The sequence below is a fragment of the Xylanibacter ruminicola genome (assembly GCF_900107775.1).
GTDB lineage: Bacteria > Bacteroidota > Bacteroidia > Bacteroidales > Bacteroidaceae > Prevotella > Prevotella ruminicola_C.
Map to the genome: position 1 here is coordinate 309,270 of NZ_FNRF01000005.1, position 22,940 is coordinate 332,209.

At 47.6% G+C, this 22,940-nt stretch carries 25 protein-coding genes and 1 tRNA gene; 3 read left to right on the forward strand and 23 right to left on the reverse strand.

Features of this window, described 5'->3' with window-relative positions:
* Positions 1–7: 7 nt before the first annotated feature.
* From BLU97_RS13550 to BLU97_RS13635, 18 genes are all read right to left on the reverse strand, one after another.
* Complete coding sequence (locus tag BLU97_RS13550; RefSeq protein WP_074762018.1) at positions 8–889, reverse strand: hypothetical protein; 882 nt, start codon at positions 887–889, stop codon at positions 8–10.
* A complete protein-coding gene (locus tag BLU97_RS13555; protein WP_074762019.1) occupies positions 889–2,055 on the reverse strand; it encodes a hypothetical protein in 1,167 nt (388 codons plus the stop codon). Before BLU97_RS13555 ends, BLU97_RS13550 begins: the two co-directional genes overlap by 1 nt.
* Positions 2,052–2,654, reverse strand: a complete 603-nt coding sequence (locus BLU97_RS13560; protein ID WP_074762020.1) for a hypothetical protein — start codon at positions 2,652–2,654, stop codon at positions 2,052–2,054. The genes BLU97_RS13555 and BLU97_RS13560 overlap by 4 nt, the downstream gene beginning before the upstream one ends.
* Entirely contained in the window at positions 2,651–2,968 is a 318-nt protein-coding gene (locus BLU97_RS13565; RefSeq protein ID WP_074762021.1) for a hypothetical protein, read from the reverse strand. The genes BLU97_RS13560 and BLU97_RS13565 overlap by 4 nt, the downstream gene beginning before the upstream one ends.
* A gap of 3 nt (positions 2,969–2,971) precedes the next feature.
* Positions 2,972–4,645, reverse strand: a complete 1,674-nt coding sequence (locus BLU97_RS13570; RefSeq protein WP_139209039.1) for a hypothetical protein — start codon at positions 4,643–4,645, stop codon at positions 2,972–2,974.
* Positions 4,646–4,657: 12 nt separating this feature from the next.
* Positions 4,658–5,113 carry a hypothetical protein gene (locus BLU97_RS13575; RefSeq protein ID WP_074762023.1) on the reverse strand — a complete coding sequence of 152 codons (456 nt, stop codon included), beginning with the start codon at positions 5,111–5,113 and terminating at the stop codon, positions 4,658–4,660.
* 6 nt (positions 5,114–5,119) lie between these two features.
* A complete protein-coding gene (locus BLU97_RS13580; RefSeq protein ID WP_074762024.1) occupies positions 5,120–6,319 on the reverse strand; it encodes a hypothetical protein in 1,200 nt (399 codons plus the stop codon).
* Between the two features lie 18 nt (positions 6,320–6,337).
* Entirely contained in the window at positions 6,338–7,120 is a 783-nt protein-coding gene (locus tag BLU97_RS13585) for a hypothetical protein (protein ID WP_074762025.1), read from the reverse strand.
* On the reverse strand, positions 7,117–8,232 hold the full coding sequence (locus BLU97_RS13590; RefSeq protein WP_074762026.1) for a HesA/MoeB/ThiF family protein: 1,116 nt from the start codon (positions 8,230–8,232) through the stop codon (positions 7,117–7,119). Before BLU97_RS13590 ends, BLU97_RS13585 begins: the two co-directional genes overlap by 4 nt.
* 6 nt (positions 8,233–8,238) lie before the next feature.
* Positions 8,239–9,489: a PEGA domain-containing protein gene (locus BLU97_RS13595; protein WP_081353039.1), complete on the reverse strand. Its 1,251-nt coding sequence runs from the start codon at positions 9,487–9,489 to the stop codon at positions 8,239–8,241.
* Positions 9,486–9,875 carry a DUF4280 domain-containing protein gene (locus BLU97_RS13600; protein WP_074762028.1) on the reverse strand — a complete coding sequence of 130 codons (390 nt, stop codon included), beginning with the start codon at positions 9,873–9,875 and terminating at the stop codon, positions 9,486–9,488. The genes BLU97_RS13595 and BLU97_RS13600 overlap by 4 nt, the downstream gene beginning before the upstream one ends.
* Positions 9,876–9,961: 86 nt before the next feature.
* Positions 9,962–10,360, reverse strand: a complete 399-nt coding sequence (gene tssD, locus BLU97_RS13605) for a type VI secretion system tube protein TssD (RefSeq protein ID WP_074762029.1) — start codon at positions 10,358–10,360, stop codon at positions 9,962–9,964.
* Positions 10,361–10,422: 62 nt separating this feature from the next.
* Positions 10,423–10,815: a type VI secretion system tube protein TssD gene (tssD, locus tag BLU97_RS13610; RefSeq protein WP_139209040.1), complete on the reverse strand. Its 393-nt coding sequence runs from the start codon at positions 10,813–10,815 to the stop codon at positions 10,423–10,425.
* 71 nt (positions 10,816–10,886) lie between these two features.
* Positions 10,887–12,251, reverse strand: coding sequence for a hypothetical protein (locus tag BLU97_RS13615; RefSeq protein WP_074762031.1), 1,365 nt, complete (start codon positions 12,249–12,251; stop codon positions 10,887–10,889).
* 43 nt (positions 12,252–12,294) lie between these two features.
* Positions 12,295–12,759 carry a hypothetical protein gene (locus BLU97_RS13620; RefSeq protein ID WP_139209041.1) on the reverse strand — a complete coding sequence of 155 codons (465 nt, stop codon included), beginning with the start codon at positions 12,757–12,759 and terminating at the stop codon, positions 12,295–12,297.
* A 51-nt stretch (positions 12,760–12,810) separates the two neighbouring features.
* Positions 12,811–14,943 carry an AAA family ATPase gene (locus BLU97_RS13625; RefSeq protein WP_254771729.1) on the reverse strand — a complete coding sequence of 711 codons (2,133 nt, stop codon included), beginning with the start codon at positions 14,941–14,943 and terminating at the stop codon, positions 12,811–12,813.
* Between the two features lie 186 nt (positions 14,944–15,129).
* Positions 15,130–17,088 carry a SpoIIE family protein phosphatase gene (locus tag BLU97_RS13630; protein WP_074762034.1) on the reverse strand — a complete coding sequence of 653 codons (1,959 nt, stop codon included), beginning with the start codon at positions 17,086–17,088 and terminating at the stop codon, positions 15,130–15,132.
* A complete protein-coding gene (locus BLU97_RS13635; RefSeq protein WP_074762035.1) occupies positions 17,085–17,504 on the reverse strand; it encodes an ATP-binding protein in 420 nt (139 codons plus the stop codon). Before BLU97_RS13635 ends, BLU97_RS13630 begins: the two co-directional genes overlap by 4 nt.
* A 140-nt stretch (positions 17,505–17,644) precedes the next feature.
* Here BLU97_RS13635 and BLU97_RS13640 point away from each other — a divergent pair, with 140 nt between their 5' ends.
* A complete protein-coding gene (locus tag BLU97_RS13640; protein ID WP_081353040.1) occupies positions 17,645–17,947 on the forward strand; it encodes an STAS domain-containing protein in 303 nt (100 codons plus the stop codon).
* 338 nt (positions 17,948–18,285) lie between these two features.
* Here the strand turns inward: BLU97_RS13640 and BLU97_RS13645 are convergent, their stop codons facing one another.
* From BLU97_RS13645 to BLU97_RS13660, 4 genes are read right to left on the reverse strand one after another with little or no spacing between them, the layout of a single operon-like run.
* Positions 18,286–18,798: a hypothetical protein gene (locus BLU97_RS13645; protein WP_074762037.1), complete on the reverse strand. Its 513-nt coding sequence runs from the start codon at positions 18,796–18,798 to the stop codon at positions 18,286–18,288.
* A gap of 9 nt (positions 18,799–18,807) precedes the next feature.
* Complete coding sequence (locus BLU97_RS13650) at positions 18,808–20,094, reverse strand: M18 family aminopeptidase (protein ID WP_074762038.1); 1,287 nt, start codon at positions 20,092–20,094, stop codon at positions 18,808–18,810.
* Positions 20,095–20,129: 35 nt separating this feature from the next.
* Entirely contained in the window at positions 20,130–20,759 is a 630-nt protein-coding gene (locus tag BLU97_RS13655; protein ID WP_074762039.1) for a glutathione peroxidase, read from the reverse strand.
* Positions 20,760–20,794: 35 nt separating this feature from the next.
* The gene (locus tag BLU97_RS13660) at positions 20,795–21,841 is read right to left on the reverse strand and encodes a hypothetical protein (protein WP_074762040.1); all 1,047 of its coding nucleotides are present in this window, start codon (positions 21,839–21,841) and stop codon (positions 20,795–20,797) included.
* A 216-nt stretch (positions 21,842–22,057) separates the two neighbouring features.
* Between BLU97_RS13660 and BLU97_RS16335 the strand changes: the two genes are divergently transcribed.
* Positions 22,058–22,183, forward strand: coding sequence for a hypothetical protein (locus BLU97_RS16335; RefSeq protein WP_262503171.1), 126 nt, complete (start codon positions 22,058–22,060; stop codon positions 22,181–22,183).
* On the opposite strand, the gene BLU97_RS13665 is transcribed toward BLU97_RS16335, so the two are convergent.
* Positions 22,158–22,229: transfer RNA gene (locus BLU97_RS13665), tRNA-Arg, on the reverse strand. The genes BLU97_RS16335 and BLU97_RS13665 overlap by 26 nt on opposite strands.
* A 140-nt stretch (positions 22,230–22,369) precedes the next feature.
* On the opposite strand from BLU97_RS13665, the gene BLU97_RS13670 reads away from it, so the two are divergent.
* On the forward strand, positions 22,370–22,933 hold the full coding sequence (locus BLU97_RS13670; RefSeq protein WP_074762041.1) for a hypothetical protein: 564 nt from the start codon (positions 22,370–22,372) through the stop codon (positions 22,931–22,933).
* Positions 22,934–22,940: the final 7 nt, after the last annotated feature.

The following is a 22,940-nucleotide window of genomic DNA, read 5'->3' on the forward strand; positions in this document are numbered from 1 at the left end:
ATATTTCTTATATGGTAGGATAGTTATGCTGTCCGTTCATCATATCTTTCATTTTCTGAGCCTGTTCGCGTGCTACCTTCAGCGCTTTCAGCTTAGAGCGCACCATGTTCAGGAACATCAGTACGATAGCTACTGCCGCTAACCCCATCAGGTAATCCTTGATACGCTGTATAAACGGCTTGTAGGCCATCTCTTGTATCTTGGTCGAAACAGTCTGCAGTTGAAAGTACTTTTCGTCTATTCCCTTCATTCTGATCTTCAGACCTGGAAACGCGTCGGCAGCTGCTTTGGCTTGCTCGTAGTGTTTGGTTACATCGGCAAATTCGGCCTGTTCGGCGGCCTTAACCTTTTCGAGCTTGGCTGCAAGCTTGCCTGATAACGAGTACTGCACGGCCTGCTTGTATAGCTTCTGGTAAATCTTGTCCTGACTCCAGATAAACACTTCGGCTTTGGCAAATGCCGATAGCTGGTCGTATTGCAGTTGTCGCGATGCCAAGGTGTCGGTCACCATCTGTTTCATCTGCTGTACCTCGGCCAGTTTACTTAGCAGACTGTCGTTATCGGCTATGTACACCTGCTGTGCCTGCGAGTAAGCATCCCAGCGCGAGGTGAACGAGTTGACTGCTATCGTGAGCGTTTTCAGTCGGTTGCCCATTACATCCAGCAACGGTTCGGTAAGCGGCATCTCCATATCGATATCCATACGGAAGCGGCTCAACGCGCCCAGTTGTAGCAGTTCTCCCTGAAACTGCACCATCCTCGCGTGGATGTCTGTGTAGGTAGAGTCGAGCTCTTCTTCAACAGTCATCTCGTCCTCCTGTGCCCATACTGCCGATGGCAGGACAGAACAAAGAAGTATTGCAATGAGCAGTTTTCCTATTATCTTCATCACCTACTACAGTTGTTTCTAAAGTAACGCTCGGCCTCGCGGAAAACCGATAAGGCCTGGCGCTGTTCGGCGGTGTAAACTCCTTGTTGGGTTACGGCCGCATTCACACTCTTAATAATATCTTCAATATTCAGGATAATGTCGCGACGTTCTATCTGATCATTCGATATGAGCCAGCGCGAAACGGCAGTATCAATCTGGCGTGCTCTTGATAAGAGCTGGCGCTCGTTGATACCTTGGCCAAGCATGCCTTTGGCGGCATTGGCGTCGAATGTTACCTTCACGTCCATGCGGGCAATCGAGTCGGTATAGGTATTATAGTCATCCAGAATTGCCTGCAGCTCAGGGCACTCGGTTTTTGATTCCCGGCGTGGGAATTGTTTCAGCAGCGTTTCCTTGAGCTCTTCGAACACAGCCTTGCCGTCCTCGCTTACGTTCGCATTCCTGCCAAACTTCTTTTTCAGGTTTGAATAGCTCTTACGGATACCATCGAGAGCTGCCTGGGCCGACTGCATGTCTTCATCCAGTCCGAAACATGGGTTGCGCTCTATCTTAACACGGTAGAAAATGTCGAGATCGACACCAAACGAAATCTCGTACTTGCGCTTGTTGGGATGCTTGCTCACGTCGTCCATCAGCATCACGTCGCGCAGTTGTATCACAGCCTCGGTACCTTTCTTCGGGATTTCGAAGGTTTGGGTAATGTAATCGTTTACCATAGCGTAATCCTGGGGTACGGGCTGTATTTTATCGTACTCAAGCCAGCGATAGAACACATACTTTTTTCTGGGCTGAGGCAACGAACTCTTAAAGAGTTTCGAGAAACGGAACTTGTCTTTCTTATCGTATGTTACGAAATATGGCAGCAGCTCGGGACGGATGGTGCGACCTTTGGTCATGGGCTTGTAACGTACATCGTCCCAGAATACAAATAGCATTCGGTTCGAGATCATGCTTACCGTTAACTGGTTGGCTGCCTCGTCGAAGCTGAATTTTACCATAATATCCTTATCGGTAGCATGCCGGTCAAGATTAATATGGTCGGCATGCGGCTTGTCGGCGCTCACCGTAATGTCCCTGAAGACCTTCTGGCCCCAGGCACTCTGTGCGGCAAAGCAACAGGCAAGGAGGAGTGTTCCGTATATCGTATTTCTTCGTTTATTCATGATGGTATATCATCGTTAGTTTGATCAAAATAAATCCATTCGTTGGGTTCGCCCTGACGTATCACCCAGGATGCCACTTTCAGATCCTCGGGGAAGGGTGGCTCTGATATGGCGTGGTACAGGTCGTAGCGTAGGTATTGCGCCACACGCTGCACGCCCCATGCCAAGTCTGTATAGGTGTCGACCATATTGATACATACGCGTCCGGCAAAGTCGCCAAAGTAGCGGATGTTAGGATGCCACGGATGGGGGATGGGGTTCCCGTTCTCGTCGTGTGTCAGGAATCTGAAGGCGGGCTGTGCGTCAATAGACGGGTAGCCGTCGGGCAGGTCGATACGCATCTTGAAGCCGGTAGCAAAGATGGGCAGGTTCTGTGTGCCTGGTTGGCCAAAGTGTTCCATATCGGTTACACCACAGATACTCTTAAGCTGGTAGCTGATCAGGTAGGCTGTTGGCATGCCTGCGGTATTCTGGCGAATCACCTTGCAGGTAACGTCATGCCGACCTTCCAGCTGTTTCTCCAGCTGTTGCCACTCGTAAAGCAAACGGCGGTTGCGTCCGCTAAACTGGCTCATCTCGTATCGGCAGCTCTCTTTCATCCTGGGAATGGGTCGGGCATTAAGAAAACCTTATCGCCGCTCTGCACATTATAGTCGAGCAGCGTCATGTCATTACGACCAATCCTGGGGCGCAACACACGTATCTCGTGTACCTCGGGATCCTCACGACCAAAGAAATAGTCGAGTGGGGCACCCGTATCATCAATCGAGGGGAAGTCGAATATCAACTTGCCGTCCTCGCCGATAGCGTGGCGCAGGTTGGTCATCAGCGTACTAAGTGGTGCCTCGGGGTTTACCACCTTAAAGCGTACTGTTTTGTTCTTGTAACCAATATCTAAAAAGAAGTCTTCCATATTTTAATCTTCAATTTTAATCATTACTACTACTGGGTATATATTTGTACTCCTTACTTCGATCATTTTTTGTAGCAAGATCTCTACCAGCGGTATCTTTTCAGACAAACTGCGTTTGATAAACGGGTTGTCGGCCAGCCGTATCTCTACTACGATCTCGTAGCCGGGACCTCTGGTCTCCATCTGGTGTCGCCTGCTCACACTCAGCTGTTTTACCATATCGCGCACAATACCATAGCGGGTAAGCAGCTCTTTGTAACAGAAGAGTTTGATGTCGGCAGGTGTTACAATGCGGTCGTTGGTGGCGATGTAATAACGCGACATACCTGCTAACGCACTCTCATCGGTAATCTCGTCGCTACCCATTACCGGATTGGCTACCTGGTGGGTTTCGGCTGAATTCAACCCCGATGGAACGATAAAGGTACTATCGGCATTGAGCTGGGAGTTTACAGCCGAGCCCGATGTGGTAAGATAACCTATTTCTACGCTGGCATCCTTTGTATGTAACAACTGGTTGTCGCGTAATAAAATATAGGTACCTGGTACGCGTTTCAGTTCGTCTTTCTTGGCGCTTTCTACCAGTTTCAACAGGATTTCCTGCAGCATCTGCATCATCTTGTCGCCCGAAATGCCCTTTATATCCTGGAATGCGTAATAGTCGGAGTGGTATCGGGCGATAACGGCATTCAGCAGTTTTATCAGTCTTCCTTGATTAAATCTGTCGGCTGCTACCCTGCGTACCTCAATCATACTGCTACCATACATCTGTTCTTCGGATGGGCGGATGGCATGCAGGAACTGATTGTCGATGCGTGTGATAGGTGTTTGTGCCGACAATGTGGTGCTATGCAGTTCGGCATTAACCAGAATAACAGGATTCAGTACGATATTCTCCCTGCTGCATGTAAACTTATCGCCTATACCTTGAAATTCTAAAATCAGGTCGAACGTGTCGGTTTCCATCTCAAAGCTGGCCTGCTTGCAGGGGCGTACAATGTAGGTACGCATGTTCTGTCGGGCAAACAAGTCGAGACATGTTACCGAGGCTTCGAAGGTCTGGGCCTTGGTATAGAGCACGGTGTCGAGGCCGAAACAATCGTTAAGTGGCAGCTCAGAGTACTCCCAGGGTTTTATAGTTGGAAGTGTCTGCTTGTTGAGACTGACTTTCAGTTCGTAATAGTTCTGATTCTTGATAGCAAAGGCAAAGCCTGCAATATCTTTCACTGGCGCATTAAGTGTTATCGACAGTTTCCAACGTCGGCCGTCTATTCTTGTAAGATGACTGATTCTGGCATTCAGTATGCGTGTGCTGAGCAATGGTAAAAACTGGTGGTTGGTGCCATTAAGCGTAAATGTGCTTTGGCTGTTTAACTCAATCTCTGTCAGCGTGTCTTGCGGCATTGTAGAAACAACAGCTGTAGCAGGCACAGCATGGCCAACTTCGTAGGGGGTAAGCAACTGGGCATATTCCTCGAGCACTTCAGCTTTCATCACTTCCAGATCGCTGATGTTCTCGTTGGCCTGATAGGCAAGGGCTGTAATCATGAGTTTCATGATAGGATCGTTCTCCAATCCCTCCAGCTTGTCGTTATCGTCGCTATGACGCCAGATATTGATGGCCTCATGCAGCAACTCCTCTGCCCTTTGCTTGGTTTCAAATATGGTCTGTTTCATTCACATCTCTATTTAGTTCCAGACTTTGATGTTCTGGTTATATACATATTCTTCCTTAGTGTCCACAAAGTTGGCTTTTACGGTAATGTAAATCTGGCGTTCTTCGCGGATGTACGTCATCGAAACGGCTATGTTTTCAAGCCTCTTCTCGTATTCCTCTATCATCCCCTTCAGTTCGGCGGCAAACGTATTAATACTCTTTGATGAGCCCGAAATCTTCTTGTCGTAGATATTCTGAAGATTACTCATAGAGTTTGTTTCGCCCGAATCGTAAACCACACCCTCGTTCTCGTTAAACATCTCGAAGCGCAGGTTATTGAATACGAAACCGAACTGTGGGTCGGCAGGACAGCTGAATCGCTCGGTGGAGATAATGAGGCGAATCACAGCATCTACCGAGAACTTCTGCTTCTCGTATCGGCTCAAGCCTTTCTGCTTCAGTTGTAGTGGTATGCGGATACTAATCATAGCTTACTATATTTGTGGCACAAACTTAAGTTCTTCTGGCTCAGGCACATAGAGCGCATTGAACAGACTGTCGAACAGCGCGAAGTATAGCTTGTCGTACAGCTGGTCGTAAGTATCCTTTCTGAACTCCTCGAACTTCTCGGTGAGCATCTGGCTCATCTTGCCGGTGCGGTCGTCCATCTCGTTCTTGAGCTCCTCAAGGATGGCGTTCTTCAGATTCTCGTTGATATAGGTTGTGAGCTGCTCGGTTTGCTGTCGCATTTCAGCCTGTAGCTCGGCCTTCAAATCGGCCAGTAGCTTTTCTATCAGCTCAGGATGTAGCTTCTCGTATAATTCGGCCTTGGCTTGTGCCAGCAGTGCTTCGTAGTCGATAACGGTATTGTCGAGTACCACGCCATCGAGTATGACGGCAGCTCCCTGCATATAGCTCACCACCCAGCCTAACCAAGCCTGAATGTCGGCATGGTGCGGCGCAGGAATCTCCTTGGATTGGTTGTTGGGCGTCATGATATAATAGTCGATGGCTTGAGCCATTTCCTGTGTTAACAGTATAAAGTCCTGCATGGTGCTCTGTAAACTGAAGCTCTTAAGCTGGAATACATAACGTAACAAGGCGCGTTTACCTTCGCCATCGGCCATGTTGGCATGTATGGCCAGCGTGTTCATCAACTCGGTATACTGGTCGATATAAGTCTTGAATCGTGGTTCGTCCTCGAGAAGCAGGCAGGGCGGTATATAATCCGTATCGATAGAGAATACGCCTTCGTTTACGCTGAATCGTGACAATGGGAATACATCGGCCGATTCAACCTCCTCGATGGTGTGGATAGCATAGGCATAGCGCGGACGTACAAACGGTATGCCTTTCTTCTCGAACTCAGTCTGTTCGTTGGCAAAACCTATCGTCAGATAGTACTTGTCGCCAAAAAGCATAGGTATGGGCACCTGCACATCTTCCTCGGCATTTACGATGCGTCCCGAAGGCAACAAAGCCATACATTGCATGTTGGTTACCTCGTAGCGATTCTTGACGAATGTGCCATTGCAACTAAAGGGCGCACCTGGTACTAGTCCCATATGGTTGCAACCCAAAGCAGCCCGTATGGCAAGGCGCTGACGGAAATCCCATTTCTCGAACACCTCGTTAAAGGTGTCGGCCGTCAGTTCCATTCCTGGCATCCAGTTGATTCTCGCATTGATATCCATATCGTATTCCTTTCTCTTTTATAATTCGGTATTATAACCCAGGGTAATCCTGTTGTTAGTTCTCTGTTCTACATGGTGCTCTCTGATGTTTATCTGGCACCATACATCCACAGGCATAAACCATTCGCTGATAAAATCGTGCAAAGGTTGTAGATCAGCCATCATGGCGCGATAGGCTTCAGGCTTCAGTCCTGGTATCAGTAACTCGTATTTGGCCATAGGTAGCCAGCGACGGGTAGAATCGCTATGACTGTAGCGGTCGATAGTCATTGTTACCTCGCACTTGAACAATATCTTAAGCAGTTCGGCTACAAAACCAAAGTCGCCACGACGTTTGCTGACGTAGGGGAGCAGTACGGCTACCTCTCGTACATAACGGTTTTCTATGTCGTCAATGTTTACATCGAAGTAGGTTGACAGAATATACTGCAATTTGGTTTGTAGCAAACTGTCGGCCTGCTGCTCAATATACAGACTGTTGCGGAAGTGGAAGGTGTCGATAGGCTTGAATGCTTCGCGAAGCAGGCGTAAGCGTATCTTCAACTGCTTGAATTTCTCGCCAGCGCCTTCACCTTTCAGGTCGTTATCATCGGTGAGCACCCCCTGCGGCAGCAGCTTAAGGAAACTGTCGCGCGCCGTCTGGGCCACGTTCTTTGCATCGTCAATGTACAGCAGGTCGCTGTTATAGTTGCGGTAGAACGTACCCTCGTTCTGCACACACCACTTGTCGCCCACCTCTGGATAGAGGTAGTTAAGCAGCATTTCTGCTCGGATTTCGGGTATTCTGTTCTGAATCTTCATTTGCTTAATGCTAAATAGTAATCCTTTCCGTTGGCCACCACATGCACCACATCGTTTGATGGAATGCCGAGTTGCTGGAGCGTCAGGTCGGGGTAGGGGAATGCGGCTGTTATATGCTTGTATTCGTTCTGATAGAGTGCTGCAGATGATAAACCACATAAGGTATTATTGTGCTCAACCATCTCCTCAACCTTGTGCCCTGGACACATCACCATGGTGCGCTCATCGTTATCACGTCGTGATACATAGTCAACAAAGCAGTCGTTGGCCAGGCAGAGTTCAACCTCGTCGGCTCCTAATTCCTGTTCCCATATATGTAATGCCTGCTGCACGCACGTATCTACATCGGCTTTGGTGTGGCTGATGGGGTGCCAGCACTCGTGCTCTGCACAATCGTCGTCGTAGGCCTCGTATTGGGCTGTATGTACTTCCATATGCTGACCCTCGTAGTAGAACATCCGACCACACAGCGATGTGCCAAACTCTGGCTGTATCAGCTTAAGTGCCTCTTGCACCTGGATGGCGCCGATAACCGAGGCTACTATAGATGTTGTCGGGGCTGAGCCTGCTTGCTCCTGTCGGCGGATGATACCCGAGCAAGGCATACGGCGAGCCAGATCTTTCAGCCCTTCCGGACCTAAGTTGCAAGCATAGCAATTCTTGCCTGGCATGAATACGCGGGCTGTACCTTCTAAGCCGTCAATACCGCCATCAACCCATGGCTTTCCTGCCCTCATGGCCAAGCGGTTGATGCAGAAGCGGGCCCAACGGCTGTCAACACAACCTATAATTACATCCATCTGTTTGATTAAGCCTAATCCCACATTGTAGGCTATGTCGCCACAGATGGTTGTCATGTCGATATCAGGGTTCAACTGCTTGAGTCGTTCGGCTACAACATCTATCTTCAGTCGGCGCTGCTCGGCATCGGCTTTAGTAAAGAGTATGCTACGGCTCAGATTGCCGGTTTCTACGATGTCGAAGTCAACTACTGTTATGTGAGTAACACCCATGAGCACCAGATTCTTCAGCACCTCGTTTCCCAAGGCACCGCAGCCAACAACCATGATATTGGCAGAGCTTATCTGATTCTGGTTCAACATGTTACTCATATCCTTTTATTTCTTCTTCAGTTTTAAATTTACTTCGGCAAGATTGTTGCCTTCAACCTTCACCACCTTTTCGGTGTCGCGAAATCCTGCTTTAACCAGTCGTACTTTGCAGGTCTTTCCTGCGGGCAGTTGTTTTACTATGCATGGGGTGGTACCGCTCAGTTTTCCGTCTATATACACCTGGGCACCTATCTCGTTGGCGTGAACGTTCAGCATACCGTAATTGGTTGTTTCTCTAAACGGAATCTGTGCTATGGTGTCGTTCACCTCCTCAATTGCATACTGCGTGGCAAATGGTATCGACTTGTAAGTGGATTTTGAGGCCTTCTTGTTTTTCCCGGCAGTTTTCTTATCAGCGGTTTCTTTGCTGGCTGTTGATCTGGCTGCCGATGGCAGTAATTGTGCCAGATCCTGTTGCACTGGGGTAGGGGTAGCAATCGGTTTCAGGTCGGTAGATTTTAGCTTGATGACCTTCTTTTCCTGCCAACCAATGTTCACTATCTGGTCGTAATACTTCTGATCGCCTTTCATAATCACCACTTGGTGTGGACCCTCGTTCAGGTGACCGCTGGTGCCTTGAGTGTAGCCAATATGTACGCCGTCTATCAGGATATCGGCTCCCTCCATGGGCGTTTTAACGGTGATATATGAGTATATGGGTTGCAGCGCTACTGTGATGTTCTGCTGCTCTTGATCTGTCAGTTCAAAACTGTCTTCTACCTCTGTATAGAAAGGTGCTTCTGCTTTGTAGGTATGTTTACCTAAAGGCAGGTACATTTGTGTTTTACTTTGGTTAACGATGCTGGTTGTGCTATCTACGGTAAAAATAGCATGACTGGGTTTCAGTTCGAATACTACCCATTGTTTCTGAAGTTTGTACTCCTCATCGGGTTTGGCAGTTTGTAATACGGCCGTATAGTGTTTCTTTTTAAGCAAACCCTTTCTGCCTGGCACTTTCCATGTCAGTTGTCCGTATTCCGGGTGCTTTACCACAATGTGAGTTGTTTTGTGTGGTGATTTAAGTGTTAGCATACCATCGCCTTCTTCGGCTGCAATCTCTGTTTTACCATTGGCCAAGAAGGTAAAACCACTCTCGCTGGTAGTCAGGTCGATAATCGCTTGCTGTTTGTCGGTTACCACATGGCGCATGTTCAGAGGTCCCTTCTTCAGTTTTTCAAACTGCAGGATACGCATCTGCTGGGCTTGCATGGTAAGTGCAAGCCAACAACTGAGCCATATGTACAGAAATCTTTTCATTTACCTTCTGTCATCATGCTGCCGCTGGGGGTTGCTACCGATATCTGTCCTCCCCAGTTGCACATACATTTTGCATTGTTAATGAGAGCGGGCTGCCCCATTACTTTTACTTGTCCGCCAGGGGCCCATGGAGCTGTAATAAGTGGTGTACATGGCTGGGGAGTTAGTACGCCCATAGCCGCTGATGTGGCTGAAGCTACTGCTGGGTTCAGCATGCTTTGACACATACCAAAAGATAAAATATTTGTCATCGGTATATAGTCCATAATGGTTCCCATTAGCATGTTGCCACATTTGGGACGCGCAGGCACTGTTATCATCAGTGTTGAGGGGGACAAACCGAATGAGCATTGGAGAGTGGCTCCTTGACAAACAAAATTTCCCATATATACCTTATTATATTAATACAATTCAAATCAATTATCCAAGTGTATTGCAACCTGGGTAATTGATTTATAGAGTTTACGAAATATTACTTCCAAGGATTTTCGAATGCTACAGGACCGTTCTCCAGCTTCTGGCATACAATCTCTATCTCCTCGTAGTGCTGCTGGCCATCCTCCCACTTCTCTACGTAGTTCACGCAGTAGCAGTTGGTGCCTTTTAACTCCTTCATTGCAGCACCGTCAACGGTGTTCACAAACTTCACTGAGAAATCCTTAGGGCTAGTTGGGTCGAGCATCCAGGCAATCAGCTGGTTGTTGCCGTCGTTCATAGCCTTTACACGAATCTTTAATCTACCACCGCGGGGGATACCTGCAATCTGTCCTTCACGATCGGTAGCCTGATCAAACTTATAGTCTACCATTATTACCTCACGAGGCTCAAAATCCTTGATTTCAAGTACTACTGGGTTTACATTCTCTGCCATAATATTTACGTTTTAGTATGGTTCAACTTAACTTTAATACTTACTTAATTATATCTTAGGGATTATGCCCAGTCGTTCTCGTACTTCACGTTACCGAACTCGATGGCCTTACAGGTGATTTCGATTTCCTCGAAGTGACCCATCTTGTCCTCCCACTTCTCCTCGAAGCTTACGCAGTAGCCGTTGGTAAACTTAATGCTCTTCATCTCCTTGTTGGTCTTGGTCTCCAAGAACTTGATTTCGCCGTTCTTTGGCAGACTGCGCTCCGTCATCCATGCCAGCAGGTCGGGGGTGCCGTCGTTCAGAGCTTTTACGCGAACACGAAGTTTTCCACCACGAGGGATACCTGCCATCTGTCCTTCTACATCTGTTTCCTGAGTGAACTCATAGGTAACCATCAGGACTTCTCTCTCTTTGTAACCATCAATGGTCATTGATACTGGAGTCTTTGCCATAATTGTTTGTGTTTTAAAATGTTAATAAACTAGATAATTATAACTTTTGCCTTTAGTTATTTGTCATGTTACTATGCTCCTGCCAGAGCAGCCTCCTTGTCCTTCTTGTCGGCTGCAACCTTAATAATAAAGTTCTTGGCTGCATAGAACGGGGTAAGAGTAATGTCGCAGGTAATCTGCTTGGTAACAGGATCCTGGCGTGGTTCGCCAATCTCATAATTCTGGAACAGATTGCCATAGCCCTTATACTGGTTCAGGAACTCCTGAATCTTGGCCTTCAGGTTCTTCGGGCTGTTGTATGGATCCCAGTTCTCAAGAGCAACCTCGTGTACAAAGTTCATGAGTACTTTCTTAACCCAGTCGAATACGCGGACGATAGGATACTCCTTCATGGCATCGAGATCGCCATTGTAGAGAGTGGTATTGTTGAATGCCATTACGCGGCCCTCGCTATATACCATAGGAATAACCTGATTGTCCATCAGAGCAGCAATCTCCGACTTAAGCAGGTCGCTCTTCACGCCTTTCACTCCGTCGAGAGTACCATATTTCTTACCGCCTGCACCCTGAGCCATGTTGGCTGTTTCGTTGTAGAGTTTTCCACACAAGGCTGCTGATGGAGCAATGTAGAATGCCTTGGCATCTTCCTCGTCGCTTGAGAGTTTCTCGGCCTCACGACCAACAATCCAGTTGGCACACATCACTACATTCATCAGTTCCTGATCGCTGTCGCGATAACCCTCGGTATTTGCCTGCAGGTCGTCGAATGAGTACTCATCGGCATGGTCGGTCAGCAGCATTACCTTATACTTGAATGCCATCTTGGCCCACTGCAACAGGTCAGCCTTATCATTAAATACGGCACCAGGTACACATACCAAGCTGTAGGCATCCTTAAGGCTAAGACGGTCGAAACCGTTACGCAGAATGTTCTCTACATCCTGAGCAAAACCAGAATCTGCATCAGCGATATCGTCCTTGAGTACGTTGATAATACGCAGGTTGTTTACCTTGTCGGTACCACATGTCTTGAAGAACGAGTCGAGCTCACGGTATGAACGTTCTAGGTTCTGTGTGGCATAGAGTGCATCGGTGATACCCTGCTTAAGCACACCATTAAACTTCTCTTCCTCCTGCTTGCAGGCATCTACGTAACCAGTAGCACCTTCAATGCCTTCTTGGTCGAGCAGCTCCAACCAGCGACTAATTTCGCGAGCCAGATTCTCTCTCTTGTCCTTAAAGCGCTTGTCCTTCAGGAATACGTCCTTAGCGGCCTTGCGGCTAGGGTTCATATTATCAGCATCGGGCATAAAGCCTCGAATAGCGTTAAAGCCTCCAAACTGTGACAGCAATTTGCTGACGTCTTTTCCTTTTTCCTGTAACTCGGCACCAGCTTGTTCGGCGGCCTGAGCTTTTTTCATTTCAGTATCTGCCATAATAATATAGTTTCAGTTTCTAATTTTACATTTACCTATTTAATTATTCTGCTGCTTTCAGCTCGTCCAACATAGACTGCAGCACCTCTTTCAGCTCTTCGCGGCTGCCGGCCTCCTTCAGAATGTCGCGCAACTTGCGGTTCTGCTCAATGCTCTTGCGAATCTTCTGGTTGGTCTCGATCTTCATTTTTACACCAGAAAGGAATGGGCTGTTCTCAACCAAACGACCTTTACCGCCATTGGCTTCGAAGTCGCGCAGTTCGCCAAACTTCAACGTTTCTTCCACAGCACCGCCTTCTTCGTCGGTAAATGTTACACCAACCTTTGGCTTAAAATGCTCAAAGGCGTCGTTAATATTGTGGATGTCCTCCACAAACTCTGGGGCACCAGCTTCAACGTCGTTTGTGTACTGGTCAATCATCAGCGTCTTGTTCTGATCAATCAAACTGACTTTCGCACTGCTCTCTTCATCGGGAGCCATCGAAATGAAATTTTCTTTCATTGCCATAACTATTATGTTTTTAGGTGTTAATAATACTTTTATCTTTAGCTATCTTGCTTATTCTTTCAACTTTATATCAGGATTACCATCCTTGTCAAGTCCTACTATGATGTGGTCGCCTGGCTTTATCTTGCCTGCTATCATCATCTTAGATATAGGATGACGCAGTTCCTTACGGATGATACCAAGCACCGGTCGTGCACCATACTGCTGATTGTAGCCGCGTAGCGATATGGTTTCGCGAGCCTCTGGAGTAAGTTCCAGTGTGATGTCTTGCTCGGCCAGAAGCTTGTGCAGACCCTTCATGTGGATGTCGAATATCAGCGATACGGTCTTGTCGGTGATTGGCGAGAATGGAACGATCTCTGTGAGACGTGCCAGAAACTCCGGACGGAAGTAACCCTGCATGATGTCCATCAGCTCGTTGTTCTCGGGTATTACACCACTATTGAACTTCTCAACGATGGTCTGGGCGCCGATATTTGATGTGAACAGGATGAGGGCATTCGAGAAGTCGCCCACGCGTCCCAGTCGGTCGTGTAGCTTACCCTCGTCCAATATCTGCAGGAACAGGTCGAATACCGACTTGTGAGCCTTCTCAATCTCATCAAACAGCACAACAGAGTAGGGGTTCTGGCGAATCTTATTTACCAGCAGTCCGCCCTCTTCATATCCTACGTATCCCGGAGGTGCTCCGTACAGTAGTGCTACCGAGTGCTCTTCCTTAAACTCCGACATGTCGAAACGCAACAGCGCGCTCTCGTCGCCAAACAGGAACTCGGCAAGTGCTTTCGACAACTCGGTCTTACCAGTACCGGTAGGACCAAGGAAGAAGAACGAGCCCATGGGCTGTCCCTTCTTGTTCAAACCTGAACGTGCCTCGTACACAGCATCCAGCACCTTCTTTACGGCGTGATCCTGACCTACTACGCGTTTCTTCAGTGTCTCCTCGGCGCCCAGCAGACGGTCGCGCTCCGATGTCTGAACCTTACCAAGAGGTATGCCCGTAAGCTTGGCCACAACCTCGCTCATATCCTCGCTTGTTAGTTCGGTATGCTTTTCCTCTGTCATGTCGTTAGCTATCTTAACGTGCGACATGGTGCGGTCGAGCAGGTCGATAGCCGATGCAGGCAGGCACTTCTCTGTGAGATAACGTTTGGCCAGTCGGATCGACTCTGTGAGTACAGCTTCGGTGGTGGTCAGTCCGTGATACTCCTCGAATGATGGTATCACACCTTGCAGTATAGCCAGGGTGTCGTCGGCTGATGGCTCATCTATGCTAATTTTCTCCAGCACCGATGTCATTTCCTTGTCGGTCTCGATATTCTTGGTATAGCCATCGATGCTTGATGTGCAGAGCAACTGCAGGCGACCCTTGTTCAGCTCGTTCTTAAGCAGAGCCGATGTGCCGAACAGAGTGCCCTGCTTGTCAAACAGCTTGTCTATCTTCTCGATGATTAGCACGGCATTAGGCAATGCTTCAACCTCGTTGATAACACTCTTGAATCGGTCTTCTACCTCACCTTTATACTGGGCGTCGCTACCCAATGCAGCAGTATCCAGCTCGTAGGCCACAGCACCGCTGATAAAGCTAGGCACCTTATCCTCGGCCAATCTGTTCAGGAATCCGTTGATAAGCGATGTCTTACCTACGCCAGCCTCGCCGGTTATCAGCAGGTTCGACTTGGTCTTACGGCCCAGAATCTCGAAGATAACATCCAGCTCGCTTTCCAGACCTATTACAGTGCCCAGTTTTCCGGCACGTGCCTCGGCAGTCTTGTCAATGCAATACTTGCCAATACTACCTTTGCCCGATGGGGTTTTCTTGGTCAACTCGGCACCTTCCATGTATGGAGCTTCCACATTTGCGCCATTGGCCATCTTTGCGCTGATGTCCGATGGTGTCAGGGGGAGTGTCTTAAGCTGATCGAAGGTGAAGCCTACACCAGGTGTAACCAGCGAGGCAAGTATGCATACAGGAGTCGTCTCATCAAGTCCGAATTTCAGCTTGTAGTTATCAGCCTCTTCCATCACAGCCAGTGATTCGTCAGAATACTCCAGGTCGCGCATAGGTTTTGCGCTGCGTGGTGCAAGTTGCATTTGCACGTCGGCCCAGTCCTGCAGGTAATAGTAATCTTTATCAAGATCTTTCTCGATGAAACTTACCAAGCCCATCTCTTTATGTAACACAGCTTTGAAAAGGTGTGCTGGATAGATTGCATCGCTGCAATATTCCTCTGCAAATGAGTTAGCGATAGATTGTATTTCCATGACTATTTTAGGATGTTAGTTATTGTTATTTGTTGGCAAATATACGAAAAAATATTAATTCACCAAATAAAATAATGTTTTTTTTAACTTTTGGTAGTTTTTTTCTTATTTATACCTGATACAAAACAGCGTCAGATCGTCGCTTTGTTCTGTTTCTCCTACATGAATGTGTACAGCCTCTATCATATTGGTTATCAAGTCTTTTGGATGTGTTTTGCCTTCTTTTATAGCAAATCGTATCTCGCTGTATATGCGCTCTCTTCCAAACATATTACCATCTGCATCCATGGCTTCGCTCAGTCCGTCGGTATAAAGCAATACCGTGGATTGGGGTTGCAATACTGTAGTTTGCATCTGATATTGGGTGTCGGCTAGCGCACCTACGGGGATGATGGGTTTGACATACATCTCGGCAGCATTCTGTGTGATGACGATGGGAGGCTCGTGCCCCGCATTGCAGTAGTCAAGTTGTCCTGTCGAGATATTGAGTATGCCTACAAATAGTGTAACAAACATGCCTTTGTCGTTGTTCTCGCACAGCACGTTATTCATTCGCGAAACTATATGGTTAGGCAATGCTTTGTCTGATGTATATGCTCTGAACAGACTTTTGGTTTCCATCATAAATAGCGCAGCAGGAATGCCCTTTCCGCTCACGTCGCCTATGCAGAAGTATAGTTTGCCGTCTTTGATAAAGAAGTCGTACAAATCGCCTCCTACCGCTTTGGCAGGTGTCAGACTTGCGTATATATCAATGTCGTCGCGCTTGGGGAAGTCTGTAGGTACGCTTGATAGCTGTATGTCTCTGGCAATAGCTATCTCGCTCTCGATAGCGGCTTTCTGCGTGGTGGTAATCTTTAGTTGGGCGATATACTGCGTAAGCGACTGCTGCATATTTACAAACGAGTCGCGCAGATAGTGTATCTCGTCGTTTTGCTGCATTTCGGGCAGCAGCGCATCAAAGTTGCCTTTGGCTATCTCGTCGGCGCTTAGTGCCAGTATGTGCAGCGGCATGGTGGCACGACGTATGGATATGCTGATAATCTTGTAAGCCATTAGCGACACTATACCACTTAATGCCAGTAGAAGTAGTCCTATAATGTAAATCGGCATGGTCATTCTGCTTTCGGGCAGGATAATGCAGTTAGTCCAGTTGGTGTGGTGTATCTTGGTGTAGAATATATAGCACTCCACGCCATCGATATTTATCCTCTGATAGTCCTTTCGTTTAGCGGCCAGTCCCTTTTCCAGCAGCTTGCGTAAACTGTCAGGCGTTTGTTGTATATTCTTGTAGAAGTTGTCTTTTATGATGCGTTTTTTGTCGGGATGATATATGTATGTGCCCTTACTGTCGAAGATGATATTGTAAGCCTTTGTCTTTTGGCTTCTTTTGTTATTTACCAACAGGTGCAGCGGGTTGTACTTATTTGTTTTCTTATCATTTTTCTGCATATACTTGTATAGCCAGTCAAGTGAGTAGTCGGCTCCGAACACGCCTATCTTGCGCCCCTTTCTATCGGTAATAGGTTTAGTGTACGAGCACATAAGCACCAGGGTAGCCACGTCGTCGAAATACGGATCCGACCAATATCCTTTTTCTGCTTTAAGTGCTTTTTTATACCATTCTTTATTAAAGTAGTCGTGATAAGGCGAACCTACCTGCATCTGCTTGATGGTATCATTCTGGCGATATACGTATGGCTCGAACCATTTGCCCTGATGGGCAAAATAGTTGGGCTCGTAGGCCACATAAAATCCCAGCACACGATTGTCGTTGGGCTCCAGTTCATTCTTCAGAGCGCGATACACACCTTCGGGTGAATCTACACTGCGAGTTATCTCTCGTATCGACGTTTCCGAGGCTACTTCTACAGCATCAAGCTTTCTTTCTACCGATTCGTTGGCTATTTGCAATTCGCTCATATGATAGCCTATGGTCATAGTCTCAAGCAAACTGGTGGTAATCCACACTACAATAATCGATACGATTGTTATCGTAGTGATGATCACTATCAGTATGCGCTGTGTGAGTCGTTGTGAGAATGATTTGAATCGGGCTTTCATTGCTTGCTATTGTTATGGGTCGGTAGTGATACGGTAAGTATGTTCTCACCATTGGTATATTCGTAATTGATTGCTTCTGCTTTTTTGATAACCATCATAATGCCCAGTCCGCCTATTTTCCACTGTTCTAGTGGCAGGGTAATGTCGGGTGGCTCTCTCTGCAGCGGATTGAATGGTATTCCCCCGTCGCTGAATCGGAATGTGATCAGGTTCTTGTTGCGTGTAGTTACTACATCCAGATATCCATCGGGATTATCGGGATAGGCATAGCTAACAACATTTACCACTATTTCTTCTACCACCATATTAATAAATTTGTTCTCACTTTCTACCCCTGCCACCTCACCGGTACCGAGTATGGCATCTATAATCTCTGGGGCTTTGCCCTTAATGGGCTGAAAGTGTAGGCTTGTCATTTAATAGATCCTAGTCATTGTTTCTGATGCAAATATACAGTATTATTTGTTAATAAACAATAAACTTGCAATTTTTTTTTCTTTTTTTTGCAATAAAGCAAAGAAATCTGTATATTTGCAGACATAAATACCATACGACTATGAATATTGCATTCGAAGAGTTTGAAGATAGGTTCCTCGTAACGCTTGAAGGGAAAATCGACTCGGCAGCATGTCCTGAAGTTGAAAGAACTCTGCAACCCATATATACAGGTCAAGGAAAAGATGTATATATAGATTGCGAGAATCTGTTGTATATAGCATCAGGTGGTTTGCGTGTAATACTATTCATTCTAAAAAAAGCAAGGAGCGAGGGGTTTAAGGTGATTATGCTTAAACCTAACGACTACATTAAGGAAGTTTTTACAATAACAGGATTCATCAACTTTTTCGAAATAAGGTAGATGAAATATCTGTACATCCATATAGCAGCAGCTTTGTTTTTCATCGCATGTATGGCGGTGCAGTTTGTGGTGTCGTATCGAAGAACGATGAGTAACGTGTAGGACAATATCGACCTGAAGACCGAGGTGGCTTACGAGAAGATATTATTTGAACTGTACGATGCCTATAAGGTGATAGATCTGATGAAGCAATATGTGACCAACAACCTGTCGGCAAACTGAAATATATATCCAGCAGTGGGGTTCGCGTTATACTGTATTGTAAGAAGTTTCTGGGTAACGATCCTGAGATAGTATTTGTGAACTGCGACAGGGATGTACGGACTGGTGTACGCCTATTAGCGGGGCTCGGCGATGTGGCGTATGCAGTCGGCCTTGTGATTGTCGAAGTCGGCTAACAGCCATTGGTTATCTACAAGCTCCATCATCAGCTGGTGCTCTTCGATGTCGGTTGTTTCATCGAAACTACCGTCCTCCCACTTCTGACGTACTTTGATGGTGGCTGTGGCGTGGGTGGCATCGGTGATATCTATGCTTGCCACCTCGTAGTCGGCTATGGTGCCGCCATTGCCTGTTACAAAGTAGTACAGCCACTCGTGATCCATGGCCTCGTGCTCGGGCAGATGATTGAACATGGTGTCGAGCACGGCATAGAAATCGTGTGTGAGATAGGCTTGTGCCCCCTCGCGCAACTGGTGGTCGGGGATGTATTGGCACAACTCGGCAGCGCGCTCCATGAGCTGCTGCTGGCTGATGTCTGCCGTAGCACTTGCTTGAGGCTTGCGGCTGCACGATGATGGCACTATGATGGCCATCATCGCTGCTACTGCCACAACTATTATCTTCTTCATTGTATCGGGTTACTTAAAAAACTGCGTAAAGGCCTTAACCGTATAAAGGTGATCGGCCACGCTGCCTGTTTCGCGACAACTGTGCATGGCCAGAATGGCATTACCCATATCTACACCTCGCAGAGGGATAGACGAGGCTAAGATGTTTCCCAGCGTGCTGCCACCTGCCACTTCGGAGTGGTTTACAAAGCGCTGACAGGGCACGCCGGCCCCGCGACAAATCTCGGCAAACACGGCTGCCGAAACGGCATCGCTGGCATACTTCTGTGCGGCATTAAACTTGATAACCGGTCCACCACCCAGCACGGGATGGTTGGTGGGGTCGTACTTCTCGCTGTAGTTGGGATGCCAGGCGTGGGCATTGTCGGCCGAGATCATAAAGGCCCGCTCGATGGCCTGGTACCAGGCTTCGGCACTACCGCTCTGGGCCTGGGCGATGCGCTGTAGCATCATGGCCAGGAACGGACTGCCTGCACCCTGCTTGGTTTGCGAGCCTGTTTCCTCGTTGTCGAAAATGGCCAGCACCTTGGTGGCATCGGCTGTATCGGTATCAATCATGGCCTCGAGTCCGGCAAAGCACATCGACAGATCGTCTAAGCGCCCCGACGACAGGAACTCATCGTGTACACCAAACGTGCAGGCTGGGGTGGCGTCGGCCAGATACAGGTCGAAATCGAGTACCTCCTCGGGCTTGATGCTGAGTTCGCCGCAGATGATATTCATCAGCAGATTGCCCTTTTCGAGTTCATCGTTGATGATGCCCAGGATGGGGAGCATATCCTTTTGCTTGCTGAGCTTCACACCATCGTTTACCTGACGGTTGAAATGGATGGCGAGATTACTGATTTGCAGCAGCGGACGTTTTACGTGCAGCAGCAGTGTGGTGGGGTTGAGGGCATCGCTGCCACGCACAATCACACGACCTGCGATGGTGAGCGGACGGTCGAACCAGGTTGACATAATGGGACCACCATACACCTCGGTGTTCAGCTTTACGATGCCACCCTCGCACAGCATCTCGGCGTTGGGCTTGATGCGGAAGGTGGGCGAGTCGCAGTGGGCACAGATCATGCGGAACCCAGCCTCGGCCATAGGCTTACGGCCGATATGGAAGGCATAGACCGACGAATCGTTCTTGGTTACATACAGTCTGTCGCCTGCCTTCACGTTACCTATCGGCTCGCGAGGGTCGAGTTTACGATAGCCAGCCTTTTCAAGTTCGGTGGCGATATTTTGTGCTGCCAGGAAGTTTACTGGCGAAGCATCCAGGAAATCTAATAATCTTTTTACGCGCATTATATCAAATTTATGTGGGTATTACTTAATAAACTTTACCTTTTCCGTGTTGCGAGGGTGGGGTTGAGCTCCAGCTGCACATCAATGTCGATATCGGGCATCTTATCGGTGGGCTCGTAACGCTTTACCACACGTCCATCGCGACTAACGAGGAATTTGGTGAAGTTCCATTTGATGTCGGCATTCTTATCGTAGTTGGCATCGCGTTTACGCAGCATGTCGTCGAGCAGTTTGCCAAGATTGTCGTTGAGGTCGAAACCGCCGAATGGTTTCTGCGACTTGAGATAGGTGTAAAGGGGATGTTCGTCTGCGCCATTCACCTCGATCTTGTCGAACTGTGGGAACTGGATGCCGAAGTTGGCAGTGCAGAACTGCTTGATTTCCTGAATGGTGCCAGGGGCCTGCTGGCCAAACTGGTTGCAGGGGAAATCAAGAATCTCCAAGCCTTCGGCCTGGTACTTTTGGTACAGCTCTTCGAGCTCTTTGTACTGCGGGGTGAATCCGCAACGGGTAGCGGTGTTTACAATCAGCAGCACCTTGCCTTTGTACTGCGACAGCGATACCTCTTTGCCGGCATCGTCGGTAACCTTGAAATCATACACTTTCTGTGCTGAAAGGGCGAGTGTGCCCATCATTGCCATCAGGCAGATCATTAATTTTTTCATATCCGCTTAGTTTTTAGTTTTAAAAATATATTGAATTATTTAAATGTAAGCACTACTTGACCCTGGGTGTTGGTGGTTACGATGGCTGTCATCTTGCCCTGACGCCAGTTTTTCTGATCGGTGCTAGTGAAGCCGTAGGTTTTGAGGTCTTTGCAAAGGGCTTCGGCATCGTCGGTAGCGGTGAGGGTGATGGCGGTGATGGCCTGCTTGCGACGGGCGAGCGAGGCTGTGGCCTGATAGCCATCCATCTTAAACGAGGCAGGCAGCACTTTGGCTGTGGCCTTGCCTACGGTGTAATCGTAGCTGGAGAGTACTGACTGCACGCCTTTCAGGGTGCGGTTCTGATACAGCAGCACGCCCAAACCAACCAAGTCGGTATGGTTGCAGGCTGAGGCCAGTCCACTGGCGATGGTGCGTGGAGCTGTTTCGTACTCCTTGTCGTCCATCTCGTTATAGGCCATCTGGTAGGCCTTGGCATCGTCGAGTGCAAAACCGAAGGTGTAGCTGCTGGTGAGCGAACCACGCTCGTAATGTAGGCTAACGGTGCCTAACTGGGTCTGAATGGTGTAGGCCTCGCCCTGATTATCTACAAAGCCACGACCATAAACCTTAACCAGTTCGGCCTTTACTTTGGCAAATCGTGCCTTTACCTCTTTTAACGAGGGGTAGATGGTATCTTCGGTAACATCAACGGCATATACGCGGTCGGTCTCGTCGGATACGGCCAGTGTAACGGTACACTTGGCACCATACACCTGGCCATCGTAGATATACGACTTGGCAGTGTGCTTGCCTTCGAGTGCGCGCTCGGTAAATTCTTTCTCAAGCAGCTGCCTCTCGAACAGGCTGGCCTTGATGCCCAAGGGGATGCCCATAAAAGCATTGCGATTATTTGTGTTATCGGTCAGTGTGGCTATATCGGCCATAGCAATCTGTGCTGCGTCATCGATTCCATCGGCACTCTTCTTGGCCTTTTTCTCGGTCTTGGCCTTCTTCTTGAAAATTTTCTTCAAAAACTGTGCATCGGCGGGCTGGCAAACCAATATTCCAGCCAGCAACGCAAAAATAATCTTCTTCATCATATTACATAACATATTAAAATCAGGGGCAAAGATACTCATAATTCTACGATAAAACGTGCCTTTTCAGCGAATATTAGGAAAGTTTAGAACTTATGTTGTTTTTTTTTGTGCGTAGCATTTTGTTGATTAAAAAAGCCAGTTGGCTGAATTTATTTGGGTAAAATAATAAGTTGTTTTACTTTTGCAGCGTAATTAAACAAATAAACAAAAAACAAAATGAAACAGATTTTAGGGGTGATAGTGCATCTGATTGGATATGTGTTACTGCTTGGAATGTTTGCGGTAGCATTAATTAGCATTGTGCTTGATAAACCAGTACACCCGCACGGAATCGAACCGTGACCAACGGAACCGGAATCCGTTATTCTATCCTTTAAACTACGGGTGCATGTGTTGCCAAATGCGGTGCAAAGGTACTAAAAAAAAATAATTTAAGCATATAAATACCAAAAATGTTGGTAGATTAAGTTTAATTTAGTACTTTTGTGCCGCAATTCAATAAAACCAATTAACAAGTCAAAAGGTAAAATGAAAAAGGTTATAACAACAATCGTGGTTCTGGCTGTTATAGCAGCGGGCGTTTTCTCGCTATCGTCATCGTCGGATGACACGGGACAGGAGATTTCTCTTACCAATCTGCTCGACTTGCTGTACAACTACGAGGGCACAGGCAGGAGGCCTAATACACCTCTGCAGTTTATCTGTAGAGACGATGTACAGGAAGGCGACAAACACTATGCCGAAGTGGTTTATGGTCACGGCGTGAAGAAGGGCGACAAGAAAGATGTGGGCTACGAGATTACTACCTCATCGCCTCATGCCTATTTCTTCTGCATGACATTCGATTCGTCAGTAACAGCAGGTCTTTATTACGTAGACAAGGGCGATGCCGAACGTTTCCTGGCACGTATTGCTCAGGAGAAAACGGTGCAGTTTAACGGTAAGACTTTTAACGTGATTACCAAGCCCGACGATAAGCGCCTGTATATTACCAACCCTTGGGGCGACGGCAATTATGAAACACAGTTTGCCGTGTACCCAATAACAAAGGAAGGCGACTTTTATCGCATTGAGATAGAGGTATACGATTAAAACAATA